Annotated in this window: 16 protein-coding genes; 13 read left to right on the forward strand and 3 right to left on the reverse strand. The window is 72.4% G+C overall.

Annotation, left to right across the window (positions count from 1 at the left end):
- From XM48_RS14800 to XM48_RS14810, 3 genes are all read left to right on the forward strand, one after another.
- On the forward strand, window positions 1–462 hold a 462-nt coding region (locus tag XM48_RS14800), incomplete at its 5' end, for an Ldh family oxidoreductase (protein WP_197074229.1).
- The gene (locus XM48_RS14805; protein ID WP_046456624.1) at window positions 459–1,835 is read left to right on the forward strand and encodes an acyl-CoA thioester hydrolase/BAAT C-terminal domain-containing protein; all 1,377 of its coding nucleotides are present in this window, start codon (window positions 459–461) and stop codon (window positions 1,833–1,835) included. The genes XM48_RS14800 and XM48_RS14805, both read left to right, overlap by 4 nt.
- A gap of 20 nt (window positions 1,836–1,855) precedes the next feature.
- Complete coding sequence (locus XM48_RS14810; protein WP_046456625.1) at window positions 1,856–2,737, forward strand: DUF1684 domain-containing protein; 882 nt, start codon at window positions 1,856–1,858, stop codon at window positions 2,735–2,737.
- Here the strand turns inward: XM48_RS14810 and XM48_RS14815 are convergent.
- Window positions 2,716–4,083, reverse strand: a complete 1,368-nt coding sequence (locus XM48_RS14815; RefSeq protein WP_046456626.1) for an MFS transporter — start codon at window positions 4,081–4,083, stop codon at window positions 2,716–2,718. The genes XM48_RS14810 and XM48_RS14815 overlap by 22 nt on opposite strands.
- A 25-nt stretch (window positions 4,084–4,108) precedes the next feature.
- The gene (locus tag XM48_RS14820) at window positions 4,109–5,581 is read right to left on the reverse strand and encodes an AAA family ATPase (RefSeq protein ID WP_046456627.1); all 1,473 of its coding nucleotides are present in this window, start codon (window positions 5,579–5,581) and stop codon (window positions 4,109–4,111) included.
- A gap of 60 nt (window positions 5,582–5,641) precedes the next feature.
- On the opposite strand from XM48_RS14820, the gene XM48_RS14825 reads away from it, so the two are divergent.
- Genes XM48_RS14825 through XM48_RS14835 form a run of 3 tightly spaced genes read left to right on the forward strand, consistent with a single transcriptional unit; the run spans window position 5,642 to window position 9,218 of the window.
- Window positions 5,642–7,543 carry a vWA domain-containing protein gene (locus XM48_RS14825; RefSeq protein ID WP_046456628.1) on the forward strand — a complete coding sequence of 634 codons (1,902 nt, stop codon included), beginning with the start codon at window positions 5,642–5,644 and terminating at the stop codon, window positions 7,541–7,543.
- A gap of 49 nt (window positions 7,544–7,592) precedes the next feature.
- A complete protein-coding gene (locus XM48_RS14830; RefSeq protein ID WP_046456752.1) occupies window positions 7,593–8,429 on the forward strand; it encodes a hypothetical protein in 837 nt (278 codons plus the stop codon).
- 9 nt (window positions 8,430–8,438) lie between these two features.
- Window positions 8,439–9,218 carry a glycerophosphodiester phosphodiesterase family protein gene (locus XM48_RS14835; RefSeq protein ID WP_046456629.1) on the forward strand — a complete coding sequence of 260 codons (780 nt, stop codon included), beginning with the start codon at window positions 8,439–8,441 and terminating at the stop codon, window positions 9,216–9,218.
- Between the two features lie 39 nt (window positions 9,219–9,257).
- Here XM48_RS14835 and XM48_RS14840 read toward each other — a convergent pair whose 3' ends face one another.
- Window positions 9,258–9,818, reverse strand: a complete 561-nt coding sequence (locus tag XM48_RS14840; protein WP_046456630.1) for a thioesterase family protein — start codon at window positions 9,816–9,818, stop codon at window positions 9,258–9,260.
- Between the two features lie 110 nt (window positions 9,819–9,928).
- Here XM48_RS14840 and efp point away from each other — a divergent pair, with 110 nt between their 5' ends.
- The 7 genes from efp to carA all read left to right on the forward strand — a co-directional run bounded on the left by efp (window position 9,929) and on the right by carA (window position 15,703).
- The gene (gene efp, locus XM48_RS14845) at window positions 9,929–10,492 is read left to right on the forward strand and encodes an elongation factor P (RefSeq protein ID WP_046456631.1); all 564 of its coding nucleotides are present in this window, start codon (window positions 9,929–9,931) and stop codon (window positions 10,490–10,492) included.
- A 14-nt stretch (window positions 10,493–10,506) separates the two neighbouring features.
- Complete coding sequence (gene nusB / locus XM48_RS14850) at window positions 10,507–10,926, forward strand: transcription antitermination factor NusB (protein ID WP_046456632.1); 420 nt, start codon at window positions 10,507–10,509, stop codon at window positions 10,924–10,926.
- Between the two features lie 179 nt (window positions 10,927–11,105).
- A complete protein-coding gene (gene pyrR, locus XM48_RS14855; protein WP_046456633.1) occupies window positions 11,106–11,633 on the forward strand; it encodes a bifunctional pyr operon transcriptional regulator/uracil phosphoribosyltransferase PyrR in 528 nt (175 codons plus the stop codon).
- Window positions 11,630–12,595, forward strand: coding sequence for an aspartate carbamoyltransferase catalytic subunit (locus tag XM48_RS14860; RefSeq protein ID WP_046456634.1), 966 nt, complete (start codon window positions 11,630–11,632; stop codon window positions 12,593–12,595). The genes pyrR and XM48_RS14860 overlap by 4 nt, the downstream gene beginning before the upstream one ends.
- Entirely contained in the window at window positions 12,592–13,971 is a 1,380-nt protein-coding gene (locus XM48_RS14865; RefSeq protein WP_084821215.1) for a dihydroorotase, read from the forward strand. The genes XM48_RS14860 and XM48_RS14865 overlap by 4 nt, the downstream gene beginning before the upstream one ends.
- Window positions 13,968–14,510: a hypothetical protein gene (locus tag XM48_RS14870; RefSeq protein WP_197074230.1), complete on the forward strand. Its 543-nt coding sequence runs from the start codon at window positions 13,968–13,970 to the stop codon at window positions 14,508–14,510. The genes XM48_RS14865 and XM48_RS14870 overlap by 4 nt, the downstream gene beginning before the upstream one ends.
- Window positions 14,507–15,703, forward strand: a complete 1,197-nt coding sequence (gene carA / locus XM48_RS14875; protein ID WP_231580909.1) for a glutamine-hydrolyzing carbamoyl-phosphate synthase small subunit — start codon at window positions 14,507–14,509, stop codon at window positions 15,701–15,703. Before XM48_RS14870 ends, carA begins: the two co-directional genes overlap by 4 nt.

The raw sequence follows: 15,703 nt of genomic DNA on the forward strand, positions 1-15,703 counted from the left end.
GTCGATTTCGCGACCTCGCGCGCGACGCTCGCGGCGGTGCGCGCCCACGCCGCCTCCGGCGCCGCGCTCCCGTCGAGCGTCGCGCTCGACGCGGCGGGTCTGCCGACGACCGATCCCGGCGCCGTATCCGCGCTGCTCGCGGAGGGGCGGATCGCCTCGCTCGCCGGGCTCCTGGTCGAGGTCCTCGCCGGAGCAGCCGCAGGCGGCCGGGGGACCGGTGCGCACCCGGTCGACGGCCGTGGAGCGCTGCTGCTCGCGCTGGACCCGGCGTCCGCCGGCGGGCTGCACGCCTCCGATGTCGGAGCCGAGCTCTCGGCGGAGTGGATCGCCTCGGGCGGCCACCTGCCCGCCCGTTTCGACGCGCTGCCGCTCGATCCCGCCGACGAGACCGGCGCGGTCCGGGTGAGCGCCGCGGGCCTGCGCGAACTGGAGTCCGCTTCCGCGGGCGGAGCCGTCGCGTGAGCGCTCCGTTCGAGATCCGCGTCGAGCCCGCGCGAGCACTGCTCTCGGAGCGCCGCCGCATCGAGGTGCTCGGAGCCGCTCCGGGCGCGCTCGTCACCCTGCGCGCCGAGACGCTCCGCGGCGACGAGCTCTGGGCCGCCCAGGCGACCTTCCTCGCGGGCGCGGACGGCGGGATCGACCTCGATCACGATGCACCGGTCTCGGGCGACTACCGCGTCGCCGATGCGATGGGGCTCTTCTGGGCGCAGCATCGCGAGACCGCTCGGGGCGGGGGAGTCGAGCCCGTCGACCCCCGTGTTCCCGTGGTCACCCGGATCATCGCGACGCAGGAGGCGGGGACGGGCTTCCTCGATCTTCCCGGCGACGGCGCCCGTGCGGTCAGCGTGGAGACGGAGGTCCGGCAGGACCTGCTCGCCGACGGGGTGCGTCGGGAGGAGATCCGGCACGACGGCCTGGTGGGCACGCTCTTCACCCCGCCCGGCACGGGACCGTTCCCGACCCTCATCGTCATGAACGGCTCCGGCGGCGGCATCAACGAGGCGCGCGCCGCCCTGTACGCCGCGTACGGCATCCGCGCGTTCGCGCTCGGCTACTTCCGAGCACCCGGCCTGTCCCACTACATCTCGCGGACTCCGCTCGAGTACTTCGAGCGGGCGCTCGACTACGCGGCCTCGGAGCTGGATCCGCTGGGCGGGCTCCCGCTCGTCAGCGGGCAGTCGCGCGGCGGCGAGCTCACGCTGCTGCTCGCGGCGCGATTCCCCGAGCGGGTCGCGGGAGCGGTCGCGTTCGTCCCCGGCGCATTCGCGTTCGGGGCGCAGGGAGCGGCGGACCCGGCCGAGGGCTGGGACGGGCCCACGTGGACCTGGCGCGGCGAGCCCGTCGAGCACCTGTGGCACGGGAACCGGGGCGTGGACTGGCAGCCCTGGAACGATGCGCCGCCGCCCACCCGGCACGCCGACGTCTACGTGGACGGACTGCGCGACCGGGACCTCGCCGCCGCGTCCCGGATCCCCATCGAGCGCTTCGCGGGGCCCGTGCTCTGCGTATCCGGTCTCGACGATCGGGCCTGGCCCTCGAGCTTCGCCTCCCGACTGGCACTGGGAGCCCTCGAGCGGCACGGCCATCGCGCCGAGCGGCTGCACCTCGACTACGAGGAGGCGGGCCACGGCATCTCGGTGCCGCACCTGCCGAGCACCGAGATCGCGCGCGTGCATCCGGTGTCCGGGGTCCACTACTCGAACGGCGGCACGCCGTTGGGCAATGCGCGGGCGAGCGAGGATTCGTTCCGCGCCGTCCGGGCGTTCGTGCATCGCACCGCGGCTGCGCGTGCGGAGCGGGCCTCCGGTGCCGCCCCTGACTCTCAGAACGACTGAATCGAACCGAAGGAGATCCGATGCCGGTACCCGAGCATCTCGCAGGACAGTGGCGCGAGTGGCGCCACCGCCATGTCGCGGAACTGACCCGTCCGTACGGCTGGACAGCGCTCGTCGCGCAGTACTGGCTGCACGAGGGCAGCTCGGGCGTGGAACTCGACCTGCTTCCGGGCACCTGGGGGGTTCAGGACGGACGGGTGATCTTCACTCCGCCCGCTGACGGGCCGACCCTGTCGGTGAACGGGGAGCACCCCGCGCGCCCCGTGGAGATCGTCACCGGACGCAACCAGACCTACGGCCACGGCGCGAGCGTGCCCGTCTACTTCGGCGTGCGCGAGGTGGAGACGGTCCCGCGCACCAACGACGCCGGCGACCGGATCTTCGGGGTGCGCGTGCGCGATCCGCGACTGGCGGCGAGCGCCGCCGACATCGGGCTCACCGCGTTCGACTACGATCCGGCCTGGAGGATTCCCGCGGTGTTCTCTCCCGCCGAGCGCGACGACGTCGAGCAGGAGACGGTCGAGCGCGGCGTGCGCGAGACGACGACGCGGATCGGTACCCTGCGCTTCGAGCACGAGGGCCGCCCGTACGAGCTGGCGCTGATCGGGAAGGACGCCGGCGACCGGGTGCAGCCCGTCGCGCACATCCGCGATCGCAGCAGCGGGCCGGTCACCTACGGTGCGGGGCGTGTGATCGAGCTCCGGTTCTCAGAGGACGGCGCGGGGCGGATCGATTGGATCGACTTCAACTACGCGACGGCCCTGCCCTGCGCGGTGACGAACTTCGTCACCTGCCCGCTGCCGCCCGCGCAGAACCATCTCGACTTCGAGGTCCTGGCCGGTGAGAAGAAGCCCGCGAACGACGTCGCTCGTGTGCTGACCTACGAGCCGCCGGCGGACTGAGCCGGTCGGCGGATCCCGATCCATGAGACCAGCGCACCGATGGCGAACAGCGCCGCGGTCACGACCGCGGCGCTGTGGAACCCGGCGAGGTCGAGTCGGCCCCCGACGATGGTCGAGAGCAGGGCGATGACGAGGAGGCCGGCGACGCGGGAGACCGCGTTGTTGACGGCCGAGGCGATGCCGCTGCGCTCGGCGCCGATGGATCCCAGCACCGCCGAGGTGAGCGGGGCCACGGTCAGCGAGAGTCCGAGTCCGAGCACGAGCATCGACGGCAGCACCTGCCACCAGTAGTCGAAGTCCGAACCGACGGTGAGCAGCAGCAGCGCACCGACCGCCATGAGCGCGGGACCGAGCGTCATGAAGATCCGCGGGCCGTGCTTTCCCGCCCAGGATCCTGCCCGGGAGCTCAGCAGGACCATGAGGATCGTGATGGGCAGGCTGGCGAGTCCGGCCTGGGTGGCGCCGAGGCCCGCGCCCTGCTGCAGGTAGACGCCGATGACCATGCCGTTGAGCGAGAGCGCGGCGTAGACGAAGAGCGTCGAGAGGTTGCCCCAGGCGAAGTTGCGGACCCGGAACAGCTGGAGCGGCATCATCGGTTCGGCGATGCGCCGCTGCCGCGCCACGAATCCGAACAGCAGTGCGATGCCCGCGAGTCCAGACAGCCAGATGGCGGGAGCGGTCCAGCCGAGCCGGGGCTGCTCGATGAGCGCGAAGACGAGCGCGGCGAGGCCGATGGCGCAGAGCGCGCCGCCCCACCAGTCGACCTTCGCGCCGCGCTGGTGCTCGGGCAGCTGCACCCGGCGGAGCAGCAGCAGCGTGACCGCGATGGGGAGCACGTTGATGAGGAACACGAGGCGCCAGGAGAGGAAGTCGACGAAGAGCCCGCCGAGCAGCGGCCCGACGAGCTGGGCGGCGGTGGTGCACGCGGTCCAGACGCCGATGGCGCGGGCCTGCACCTCGTCGCGCATCGTCGCGGTGATGAGGGCGAGCGAACTCGGGACGAGCAGCGCGCCCGCCGCTCCCTGGAGTGCGCGCGCGACGACGAGGAACAGCGGATCGGGCGCGGCGGCGACCGCGACGGAGGCGATGCCGAAGGCGATGAGTCCGACCCGCATGATCGTGACGCGTCCGAAGGCGTCCGAGAGCGAGCCCGCGAGCAGGATCAGTGAGCTCAACGTCACTAGGTAGGCGTCGACGGCCCACTGCTGCGTGGTCAGCCCGCCGCCGAGCTCGCGGCTGATCGCGGGCAGCGCGACCGTGACGACCGTGCCGTCGAGGAACGCCACGAAGGAGGCGAGGACCGCGACGGCGACGATCAGCCGTTGCGCCGGAGTGAGTCGCTGCACACGGCCGATCGTACCCCCGGAACGGTCAGGAGAGGCGGAAGCCCTGCCCCTCGATGATCAGGGTGAGCACTGCGCGGTCCTCCCGGTGCATGACGCCCTCGACGAAGCGCCGCAGCGCGTGCTCGAGCGTGACGGTGCCGGCGCTGCCCGCGACCTTCTCGAGGATCGCGACCAGCGTGCGCGGTGCGAGCACCGACTCCTCGAGCCCGGGGCGCCCGTCGACCTCCCGCTCCGTGCTCACGTAGCGCTCGAAGCCGCCGTCGGTGCGGCCCGAGAAGACCTGCTGGCTGATGAACGCGGCGCGCGCGACCGCTTCGAGCTGCGCGAGCGGCAGCGCATCGGGCAGGCGGCCGTCCTCGTCGCACACCGCGGCCGCGGCGAGCAGCAGGTTCTCGCGCGGCGTCGTCGCGTGCTCGGATCCGGCCGCGGCCGCGGAGTCCGGGTAGTGCACCCGGTACGCGTTCGCGCCGAAGCGGTTGACGAGCTCGGCGCTGAGCCGGTCGATCCCGCGGTACCGGTGCCCGCTCTGCTCGTTGGCCGTGGCGATGATCGCGAAGCCCGGGCTGATCTCGATCGTGTCGCCCGCGTGCTCCTGCACGGCGTAGCGGGCGCCGGGGCGCAGCTGGAGGATCCGGTTGAGGCGCTTGAGGAACTCGGGCGGCATGGCGTTCACCTCGTCGAGGATCAGCACCCGACCCTCGGTCATCGCGCGCAGCAGGGGACCCGGCACGAACACGCTGACCGTGGCTCCGCCCTCGGCACGGAGCTCGTGGGCGCCGATGAGCTGGGCGCTCGAGATGTCGCCGTAGCCGGAAACGAGCTCGGGCTCGCGTCCGAGCTCGTCCCGGGCGATCGCCTCGGCGAGCGCGGTCTTGGCGCCGCCGGTCTCGCCGATCAGCAGCATCGGTGCGCCGCGGCGGAGCGCGGGCAGGGCCTCTTCGATGATCGAGCGCATCTGCTCCGTGCGGAGCAGACCGCCGCGCAGCTGGGCCCGCGCGGTGCGCAGCCGCAGCCGGCCGAGTTCGGCGAGCACGGCGTCGCGCATCGCGGGGCTCCCGAGGCGCTGCTCCCATGATCGGTCGGGGGCGGCGGCGTCCAGCTCCGCGACGCGTTCGCGCTCGTGCGGTGCGAGCTCGCGCCCGCTCGAGACGGCCCGCGCGATGATCGCAGCCCGCTCGTCGGAGCGTCGCGCATCGAGCCGCTCGGCGCGCCCGGCATGGACCACCGTGCGCAGGACCGCGGCACGACGGTCGAGCGCCTCGTCGGCGAGGGGGCGGATCGCCGGATCCGCGAGCAGGGCGTCCCGTGCAGCCCGCAGGGCATCGCAGGCGGCCGCGGCCGAACGGAGTTCGTCGGGGAGGGCTGTCGACCGGTCGGCACCGGGCGTCGTGGCGCCGAGCCGGCGCAGATCCGCGCGCAGCGCACGTCGGGTGCGCACCAGATCGTCGTGCGCGGCAGCGAGCTCAAGAAGTGCGGGATCAGCATCAAGAGGCAACATTCAGCCACGATATCAGTCGAGTTCTGGGCTTCGCTACGACAAGGTCGATAGTCTGTGCGCATGAGCTCCGTCCCCGCACTGACGCCGTCGCTGGCCGCGAGGCTGCAGGCCGTCGCGCGCGTGCTCGGCGTCGAGATCCTGCTCGGCGAGGGGACCGACTGGCGGTTCGAGTACGGAGCGCTGCAGGTGAGCCCGTCCTTCTTCGCCGAGCGCGGGCACCCCGAGGACGAAGCGATCGCGCTGACCATGCTCGAGCTCTGGGGCCCGGCGCGCTGGGCGACCCTCGCTCCAGCCCGGCAGCGCCGGAGGCGCTCGCTCGCGAACGCCTCCGGCGCGCTCGAACCCCTGCTCGCCGCGGTCGATCGTCTCCAGGCCTCGGGAGAGCTGCTCGGGTCCTTCCCGGCGTTCCGCGAGCAGCTCGCCGCCGCGACGCTCCGGAGCCTGCCGACGGGTGCGGGCGGGGTGGACCTGATCGGTATGCCGAGGCATCTCCAGTGGATCGCCGCAATACTGTGCCTCTCGCTGGCGCCCGGGGCCGCGATCCACGCGGAGGCCGAGGTCGCCGTCGAGCTGGAGCACCTCGAGACGCTCGGAGCGGGTGGCGCGCACCCGCTCCGCCGGGTCTCGGCACCGGATCCCGCGCGCCCGGCGCTCCGCCGGTTCGAGCGCGCGCTCGCACTGCTGCAACCGCCGTACGAGCGGCTGCTCGCGACCGATCGCGCGCAACGCGGGCTCGCGAGCGCGGGGGAGGACCCGGGAGCCGACGACGGGCCGGGCGTCGACGGCTTCGACTCCGGCGCGGGCGGTGAGGACGCGTCCGGCACCGCGGAGGGAGCGGACGCCGCCGACGGGGACACGGTCGCGGCACCGCCCGAGGACGACCGGCGCGCCCGGGCCGGCGAACGGCGCGCCGAATCGGAGGGCGCGGACCTGTTCGCGGCGGAGCAGGCGGGGTTCCTCACTCAGGTGCTCGCCACGCCGCTCCCCGCAACCGGAGCGATCGTGGACGAGCTGCTGGAGCTCCCGAGCGAGCTCGAAGCGACCTCGTCCGCGAACGACGATCCCGCCGCGTCCGGCGCCGCGGGACGGTCGGCCGCCGTGCCGGCCGACCTCGCCGACTACCGGGACCGCGCGGAGCGGCTGAGCGGAACGATCGAGCGGATGCGCGAGACCTGGCACCGGGTGATCGCGGACCGCCTCGCCGAGCGCCGCGCCTTCGCGCGGCGGGCCTCGGCAGACGGCGAACTGCTCGACGAGAACCGGCTGGTCGCGACCGTGACCGCGGTGCGCGCGGGAATCCGCAGGCCCGAGGCGTTCCTGCCCCGCGAGTCCCGTCGGCGCCCGGACCGCGAGACCGGGAGCACCGACTACGTCCTGCTCATCGACCGATCCGGCTCGATGCGCGGCCGCCCTGCGTCGTTCGCGGCCGACGCCGCCCTCGTGCTGCTCGAGGGCCTGGCCGGGGTCGAACGGGATCTCGCCGCCGCCGAACGGGCGAGCGGCACGGAGCTGGACCTCGCGATCCGCACCTCCCTGATCCTGTACGACGCCGAGGCCGTGGTCGTCAAACCGCTCGCTGGATCGCTGGACGATCGTTCGCGCAGACGGTTGCGGGCCGAAGTCCGCACGCTCGGCGGCGCGACCAACGACGCCGCCGCGCTCCGTGCGGCGGGCGAGGAGCTCGGCGTGCTCGATGGGTCCGCGTCGCGGGAGCGCGGCGCCGACGGCACACCCCGGCGACGCATCGTCCTGCTGATCAGCGACGGCGGCAGCAACGATCCGGCGGAGGCCCGTTCGGAGCTGCTGCGGCTACGAGCGCGCGGCGTCGAGGTGCTCGGGATCGGGATCGGCGACGACGAGCTGGTCCGCAGGTATGCGCCCGACGGCAGCCGGGTGGACGACCCGAGGCAGCTCCCCGAGCGGGTGCTCGCGCTCGTCGAGGCTTCGGTACCCGATGCCTGACTCGAAGATCGCGGTGCCGCGCATCGCGGATGCATGGAAGGATCTCAGCATGGACGCAGATGCCCGGACGAGCGGCGACGAGCTCAGGCTCGCACGACTGCTGCTGCCCGAACTCGCCGAGCGGCTCGATACGGTTGTCGGTGCGAGCGATGCCGCCCGTGCGGAACGGGATTTCGATGCCTGGCTCGATGCCGAGAGCGATCGGCTCGGCGGGCGTTTCTCGGCCGCGGCGTTCGCCGGGCTGGATGCGGAGGCGGGCGCGCAGTTCTCGGCCGCGTTCCGGCGGGCCCGAGCACTCGCGGAGCACGTCGGGATCGAGGCTCCGGAGCCGGAGGCGCTGATCGAGGCCGGGCTCGACCCGGCCGCGCTGGCCGACGCGATCGCGGAGGATCCGACGCTCGAACCGGTGCTCGCGCCGCACGGGCTCGGCGATCTCGTATGGCGCGAGCTGTTCCGCTCGACGGGCGCGTCGGGCGCGGCGGGCGGCCTGGTGCTCGCCACCGAGGTCGTGCGCGAGTTCGGGCGCCTCGATGCGGTTCCCGATCCGTCGACGCCGCGGGTCGCCGTGGCCGGGCCGGACGGCGGCCGCATCGAGTGGACGTTCCGCGCGATCCCGGCCGGCGAACGGCCCTCCGTACTCGGCCTCGGCTACGCGCACGGGCCGCACGTGTCGCTGCCCGAGATGCTCGCGCTGCAGCTCGGCCGCCTCGTCGCGGGAGCGGATCCCGTCGACACCCAGACCTTCACCTGGCTCGCGGGGACGCTCGCCGACGGCGGCCTGGCGGCGCGCCACGTCTTCGACCGGAGCGATGACGTGGTGCGGATCGCCGCCCGCGAGATCGGCAACCAGGGACCGCACCTCTGCGCGCGTCCGCCGATCGGCTGAGGCGCTGACGTGACGCATCCCTACTTCGCCGACGCGGGCCGCCCGCGGATCCTCGCGCACCGGGGCTTCGCGCACGGAACCGAGTTCGGTGCGGCCGCCGAGAACACCGTGGCCGCCTTCGCCGCCGCCGATCAGGTCGGCGCCGACTGCTTCGAGACCGATTGCCGGCTGACCGCGGACGGCGAGGTCGTGCTGATCCACGACCCCGACCTGCGTCGGCTCGCTGCGGATCCGCGCCGGATCTCCGAGGTGCGGCACGCGGAGCTGGCGGAGCTCTTCGCCGAGCGGGGCGGCCTGCTGACGCTCGCCGAGGCGCTCGAGCGATTCCCCGCGGGGCGATTCAACGTCGACGTGAAGGATCCCGCCGCGGCGGAACAGGTCGGCCGGGTCGTCGCCGGGCACGCGCACCGCGTCCTGATCACCGGCTTCTCGGACCCCACGCGCCGTGCGGCGCTGGCGTCCGCGGTCGCCCACGGGGGAGCCGTTCCCGCGACCTCCCCGGGGCGATCGGTGCTCGCCGCGCTGCTCCTCGCGCTGGCGACCGGCGCGCGCGGCAGGGCCGCCCGGCTCCTCTCCGACGTGGACGCGCTGCAGATCCCCGAGCGCAGTGGCCCGGTGCCGGTGCTGACCCGGCGGCTCCTCGACGCCGCCCACGCGCACGGCACCGAGGTGCACGTCTGGACCGTCGACGATCCCGAACGGATGCGCGCGCTCGTCGCGCGGGGCGTCGACGGGATCGTCACCGACCGCAGCGACCTCGCGGCGGCGGCGTTCGATCGGGGGCGCTGAGCCGGGGGAGCGGTCCCTTGACTCGCGTGCCGAAGCCGCTCACCAGGCGTTCGGCGCGGGCTCCCGCGTCGACTGCAGCCGGCTCAGCCGGCCCCAGGCGAGCAGGTCGTCGGAGACGTGGAACTCGGCCGGGTCTGCGCCGAGCCGCTCGATGATCTCGTCGACGGGCACCACGCCGCCCGAGCGGCGCAGGATCCGGGAGCGCACGAACGCGCGGGCGTAGATCTCGTCCGATCCGGACCGGTCGGGGCGCAGGAACCGCTGCTCCATGTAGACGGCCTGCTCGTCGAAGCCGAGCACCTTCGACTCGATGGCGAAGCGCTTCCACGGGTTGAGCGACTTGCGGTAGGTGATGGTCTGGGCCACGACGACCGGGTACCAGCCCTCGCGGTCGAATGCCGCGAGCACGCCGTTGCGCTGCATGAGCTCGAAGCGGGCGACGTCCATGATCGACAGGTACTTGCCGTTGTTCATGTGCCGCAGCACGTCGATGTCGGTCGGCGAGACCCGGAACTCGGCGCGCGCCACATCCGTGAGGCCGAGGCGCGACGCCCGCTTCGCGCGGCGCAGGTGCATGAGGGTGCGGGGGAGCATATGCATGGCCGACAGCCTAGGGGCGAAGCCCCAGCCGAGCGCGAAGCTTGGAGGCTCTATACTGGATCGGCGCGATCTCGCGCTCGAACTTTCACGAACCGGAGACACACGAGCATATGGCAACCTCGAACGACATCAAGAACGGCACCGTCATCAAGGAGAACGGTCAGCTCTGGAGCGTGGTCGAGTTCCAGCACGTGAAGCCGGGCAAGGGCGGCGCGTTCGTCCGCACCAAGCAGAAGAACGTCGTGTCGGGCAAGATCATCGACAAGACCTACAACGCCGGCGCGAAGATCGAGACCGCCAACGTCGACCGTCGCGACTTCCAGTACCTCTACCAGGACGGCGCCGACTTCGTCTTCATGGACCAGGCCGACTACGACCAGCTGACCGTCTCGGGCGCCGTCGTGGGCGATTCCGCCAAGTTCATGCTCGAGAACCTCCAGGTGCAGATCGCGCTGCACGAGGGCGAGCCCCTCTACATCGAGCTCCCCGCTTCGGTCGTGCTCGAGGTCACCTACACCGAGCCCGGCCTGCAGGGCGACCGCTCCACCGGCGGCACCAAGCCCGCCACCGTCGAGACCGGCGCGGAGATCCAGGTCCCGCTGTTCCTCGAGACCGGCACCAAGGTCAAGGTCGACACCCGCACGGGCGACTACCTCGGCCGCGTCAACGACTAGTCGGCGCCCGCTACATGAGTGCACGGAGCAAGGCCCGCAAGCGGGCCCTCGACATGCTGTTCCAAGCGGACGTGCGCGGTGAGGAGCTGCGCTCGGTCGTCCTGGCCGAATCCGGTCGCGCCTCGGCCGAGCCGGATCGCATGGAGTCCTGGCTGTACGCCCGCGAGATCGTCGACGGCGTCGAGGATCATCGCGAGCAGATCGACGAGCTGATCTCGAGCTACGCGCAGGGCTGGTCGCTCGACCGCATGCCGAACGTCGACCGCGCCCTGCTGCGCGTCGCCGCGTGGGAGATCCTCTTCAACGACGAGGTCCCCGCGCCCGTCGCGATCGACGAGGCCGTCGAACTGGCCAAGGAGTACTCGACCGAGGACTCGAGCCGGTTCGTGAACGGCGTGCTCGGCAAGATCGCGGAGCACGCGCGCAACGTCTAGGCGAGTGCGCAGCGATGAGCGGGCGGGTCCTTCGGGGCCCGCCCGTTCGCGTTCCCCGTCCGGCGCCGGCCACTCTTCCATCCGCATGGAATACCACCTTGGCTCGCCGGTTTCGGCTAGGCTGACCCCGTTAGCAGTCCTTTAACCCCGTCCAGAGAGGCGGAGAAGGGAGGCGAAGCGTGACCACGCGAACGGTACTCGAAAGTGCTGAAATCTCGCGGGCGCTGACCCGAATCTCCCACGAGATCATCGAAGCGAACAAGGGCGCAGAGGGCCTGGTTCTCCTCGGGATCCCGACGCGCGGTGTCGTACTGGCGCAGCGCATCGCCGCGATCATTTCGCGCATCGAAGGCATCGACGTTCCGGTCGGCCAGATCGACATCACGATGTACCGTGACGATCTCGCGCACCACCCGACCCGGGCGCCTCAGCCGACCGAGATCCCCGAGTCCGGAATCGACGGCGCGACCGTCATCCTCGTCGACGACGTGCTCTACTCGGGCCGTACGGTGCGCGCCGCGCTGGACGCGCTCAACGACTACGGCCGCCCGCGCGCGGTCCGGCTCGCCGCGCTCATCGACCGCGGCCACCGCGAGCTCCCGATCCGCGCGGACTACATCGGCAAGAACCTCCCCAGCTCGAAGGAGGAGCGCATCAAGGTGCGGCTCGTCGAGCACGACGGCGAGGACTCGGTGAGCATCGCATGAGGCACCTGCTCGATACGCGGACGCTGAACCGCGAAGACGCCCTGCTGATCCTCGACACCGCCGAGGACATGGCGGCGATCCAGCAGCGCGAGGTCAAGAAACTCCCCGCGCTGCGCGGCAAGACCGTCGTCAACCTCTTCTACGAAGACAGCACGCGCACCCGCATCTCGTTCGAGGCTGCAGCGAAGCGCCTGAGCGCCGATGTGATCAACTTCAGCGCGAAGGGCTCCTCGGTATCCAAGGGCGAATCGCTCAAGGACACGGCGCAGACGCTCCAGGCGATCGGCGCGGACGGCGTCGTGATCCGCCACCCGGCATCCGGCGCCCCCGCGCGGCTCGCCTCGAGCGGCTGGATCGACGCCGGCGTGCTGAACGCGGGCGACGGCACGCACGAGCACCCGACGCAGGCGCTGCTCGACGCGTTCACCATGCGCCGGCGCCTGTTCGGCGAGGCGAGCCGGGGCCGCGATCTCGACGGCGTCTCGGTCGTGATCGTCGGCGACCTCGCGCACTCCCGCGTCGCGCGCTCCAACCTGTGGCTGCTGAACGCGCTCGGCGCGAACGTCACCTTCGTGGCGCCCGAGACCCTGCAGCCCTACGGCGCCCGCGACTGGCCGGTCACCGTCGAGCATTCCCTCGACGCCGCTCTGCGCGCGAAGCCCGACGTGGTCATGATGCTGCGCATCCAGAGCGAGCGCATGCACGCGGCCTACTTCCCGAACGAGCGCGAGTACGCCCGCAACTGGGGCCTCGACGACCTGCGTCTGGCGCGCCTCAGCGACCGCGCGATCGTCATGCACCCCGGTCCCATGAACCGCGGCCTCGAGATCTCGTCGGCCGCGGCGGATTCCCCGCGCTCGACGGTGCTCGAGCAGGTCGCCAACGGCGTCTCCGTGCGCATGGCCGCCCTCTACCTGCTGCTCTCCGGTGAGCGGCGCCAGACCCCGAAGGACTCCGAATGAGCAGCAATCCCGGCATCCTGGTCCGAGGCGCCCGCCTCGCGGCCCAGCTCACCGAGCGCGGCGCCGACCACCTGAGCGCCGAGCCCGTCGATCTGCGGATCGACAACGGCGTCATCGTCGAGCGTGCGGCGCAGTCCGCGGGCGGGCTCGAGCCGCGCGACGGCGAGCGCGTCGTCGAGGCCGACGGACTGGTCGCGCTGACCGGCCTCGTCGACCTGCACACCCACTTGCGCGAGCCCGGTTTCGAGCAGTCCGAGACGGTGCTCACGGGCACGCGCGCCGCGGCCGCCGGCGGCTTCACCACGGTGTTCGCCATGGCCAACACCAGCCCGGTGCAGGACACCGCGGGCGTGGTCGAGCAGGTGCAGGCCCTCGGCGACGACGCGGGCTACGCGACCGTGCGCCCCATCGGCGCGGTGACCGCGGGTCTCGCGGGGGAGCGCCTCAGCGAGATCGGCGCCATGGCCCAGTCGCGCGCCGGGGTGCGCGTGTTCTCCGACGACGGCAAGTGCGTGCACGATCCGCTGCTCATGCGGCGCGCCCTCGAGTACGTGAAGACCTTCGACGGCGTCATCGCGCAGCACGCACAGGATCCTCGCCTGACCGAGGGTGCGCAGATGAACGAGGGGCAGCTCTCGAGCGAGCTCGGGCTCGCCGGCTGGCCGGCCGTCGCCGAGGAATCGATCATCGCCCGCGACGCGCTGCTGGCCGGGCACATCGGTGCTCGCCTGCACGTCTGCCACCTGTCGACCGCCGGCTCCGTCGAGGTCGTGCGCTGGGCCAAGGCGAGCGGAGTGCAGATCACCGCCGAGGTCACGCCGCACCACCTGATCCTCACCGAGGAGCTGGCCCGCAGCTACGACCCCCGCTACAAGGTCAACCCGCCGCTGCGCCGCGAGGACGACGTGCGCGCCCTGCGCCAGGCGGTCGCCGACGGCGTCATCGACATCATCGCGACCGACCACGCACCGCACCCGACCGAGGCGAAGGAGAGCGAGTGGGACGTCGCCGCGTTCGGCATGGTCGGCCTCGAGTCCGCCCTGCCCATCGCGCTGCTCACCCTGATCCGCGAGGGGCACGCCAGCTGGGCGGAGCTCGAGCGGATGCTCTCGCAGAAGCCCGCCGAGATCGGCCGCCTCGAGGGGCATCCCGCGGAACTCGCGGTGGGGCAGCCCGCCGACCTCGTGCTGGTCGACCCCACCGGCAGCAGCGCCTTCGGCGTCGACGATCTGCGGGGCCGCAGCACGAACTCGCCGTTCCTCGGCATGGAGCTGCCCGGCCGCGTGCACACCACGATCCGGCGCGGTTACCTGACGCTCGACGACGGCCGCCTGGTCGACACCGAGACGGTCGCCGCCGCGGGGGCCGCCGCATGATGGACCGCACCACCTTCACGATCATCGTCGCGGCGTTCGCCGTGCTCGTGCTGCTGGCCATGTGGCTCGGCTGGCGACGACGAAGCCGGCGCGACGCCGACGTGATCGGCGGCGTCGCGCCGACCGGAGAACTCCTCGCCGAGTTCCCGAACGCCGCGTACGTGTCGACCACCCCGGCCGGCGCCCCCATGGATCGCGTAGCCGCACCCGGCCTGCGCTACCGGGGCCCCGCCGTCGTCGAGGTCCGCACCGACGGCGTCACGATCACGGTGGCGGGCGAGCAGCCCGTCCACCTGCCGGCCGCTCGCGTGCTCGGCTCGGGCGCCTCCGGCCCCCGCGTCGGCAAGTTCGTGGAGCGCGACGGCATCACCCTGCTGCGCTGGCTCTCCGAGGGCCGCCAGCTCGAGTCCGGCTTCCGCTTCGTCGAGGCCGACGACCACCACCGATTCACCGCCGCGATCGACCGGATCGCCGCGGCACCGAAGGATTCACCGGCTCCGGCCGACGAACAGACCAGCACCACCCAGGAGGACGCGTGACCACCAACAGCCCAGAAGTGACGGCACCGCCGGCGAGCGCCGTGCCCGGCGGAGCCGCAGTGCTCGTGCTCGAGGACGGATCGCGATACACCGGCCGCGCCTACGGCGCGCCGGGCGAGACCCTCGGCGAGGTCGTCTTCTCGACCGGCATGACCGGGTACCAGGAGACCCTGACCGACCCGTCGTACGCCGGTCAGATCGTGCTGATGACGGCCCCGCACATCGGCAACACCGGCGCCAACGACACCGACATGGAGTCGCGCAAGATCTGGGTCGCCGGTTTCATCGTGCGCGATCCCGCACGCCGCGTCTCGAACTTCCGCGCCGAGCGCTCGCTCGACGAGGACCTTGTGAACGACGGCGTCGTCGGCATCTCGGGGATCGACACCCGCGCCGTGACCCGCCACATCCGCTCGGCGGGCGCCATGCGCGCCGGCGTGTTCTCGGGCGCCGCCCTCGAACTCTCCGACGACGAGCAGCTCGCTCGAGTGCGCGAGCAGGCGTCGATGGCCGGCAAGAACCTCTCGGAGGCCGTCACCACGCCCGAGCGCTACGACGTGCCCGCGGCCGAGGGAGTCGAGCGCGTCGGATCGATCGCGGTGCTCGACCTCGGCATCAAGCGCGCCACCGTGCAGTACCTCTCGGAGCACGGCTTCGACGTGATCGTGCTGCCCGCCTCCACCACCATCGAGCAGATCCGCGAGATCGCGCCCGACGCGCTGTTCTACTCGAACGGCCCCGGCGACCCCGCCGCCTCCGACGCGCAGGTGCTCGTGCTGCGCGAGCTGCTGCGCGACGGACTGCCGTACTTCGGCATCTGCTTCGGCAACCAGCTGCTCGGCCGCGCGCTCGGCTTCGGCACCTACAAGCTGCCCTTCGGCCACCGCGGCATCAACCAGCCCGTGCTCGACAAGCGCACCGGTCGGGTCGAGATCACCGCGCAGAACCACGGCTTCGCGGTGGACGCGCCCATCGAGGGCGAGCTCGATTCGCCCGCGGGCCTCGGCCGGGTCCAGGTCAGCCACTACAGCCTGAACGACCAGGTCGTCGAGGGGCTCGAATGCCTCGACCTTCCGGCGTTCTCGGTGCAGTACCACCCCGAGGCCGCGGCCGGTCCGCACGACGCCTTCTACCTCTTCGATCGATTCCGCGCTTTGGTCAAGGAGCGCAAGACCACCGCCTCGGAGGCCTAA

It is taken from the genome of Leucobacter sp. Ag1 (assembly GCF_000980875.1).
GTDB classification, from domain to species: domain Bacteria; phylum Actinomycetota; class Actinomycetes; order Actinomycetales; family Microbacteriaceae; genus Leucobacter; species Leucobacter iarius.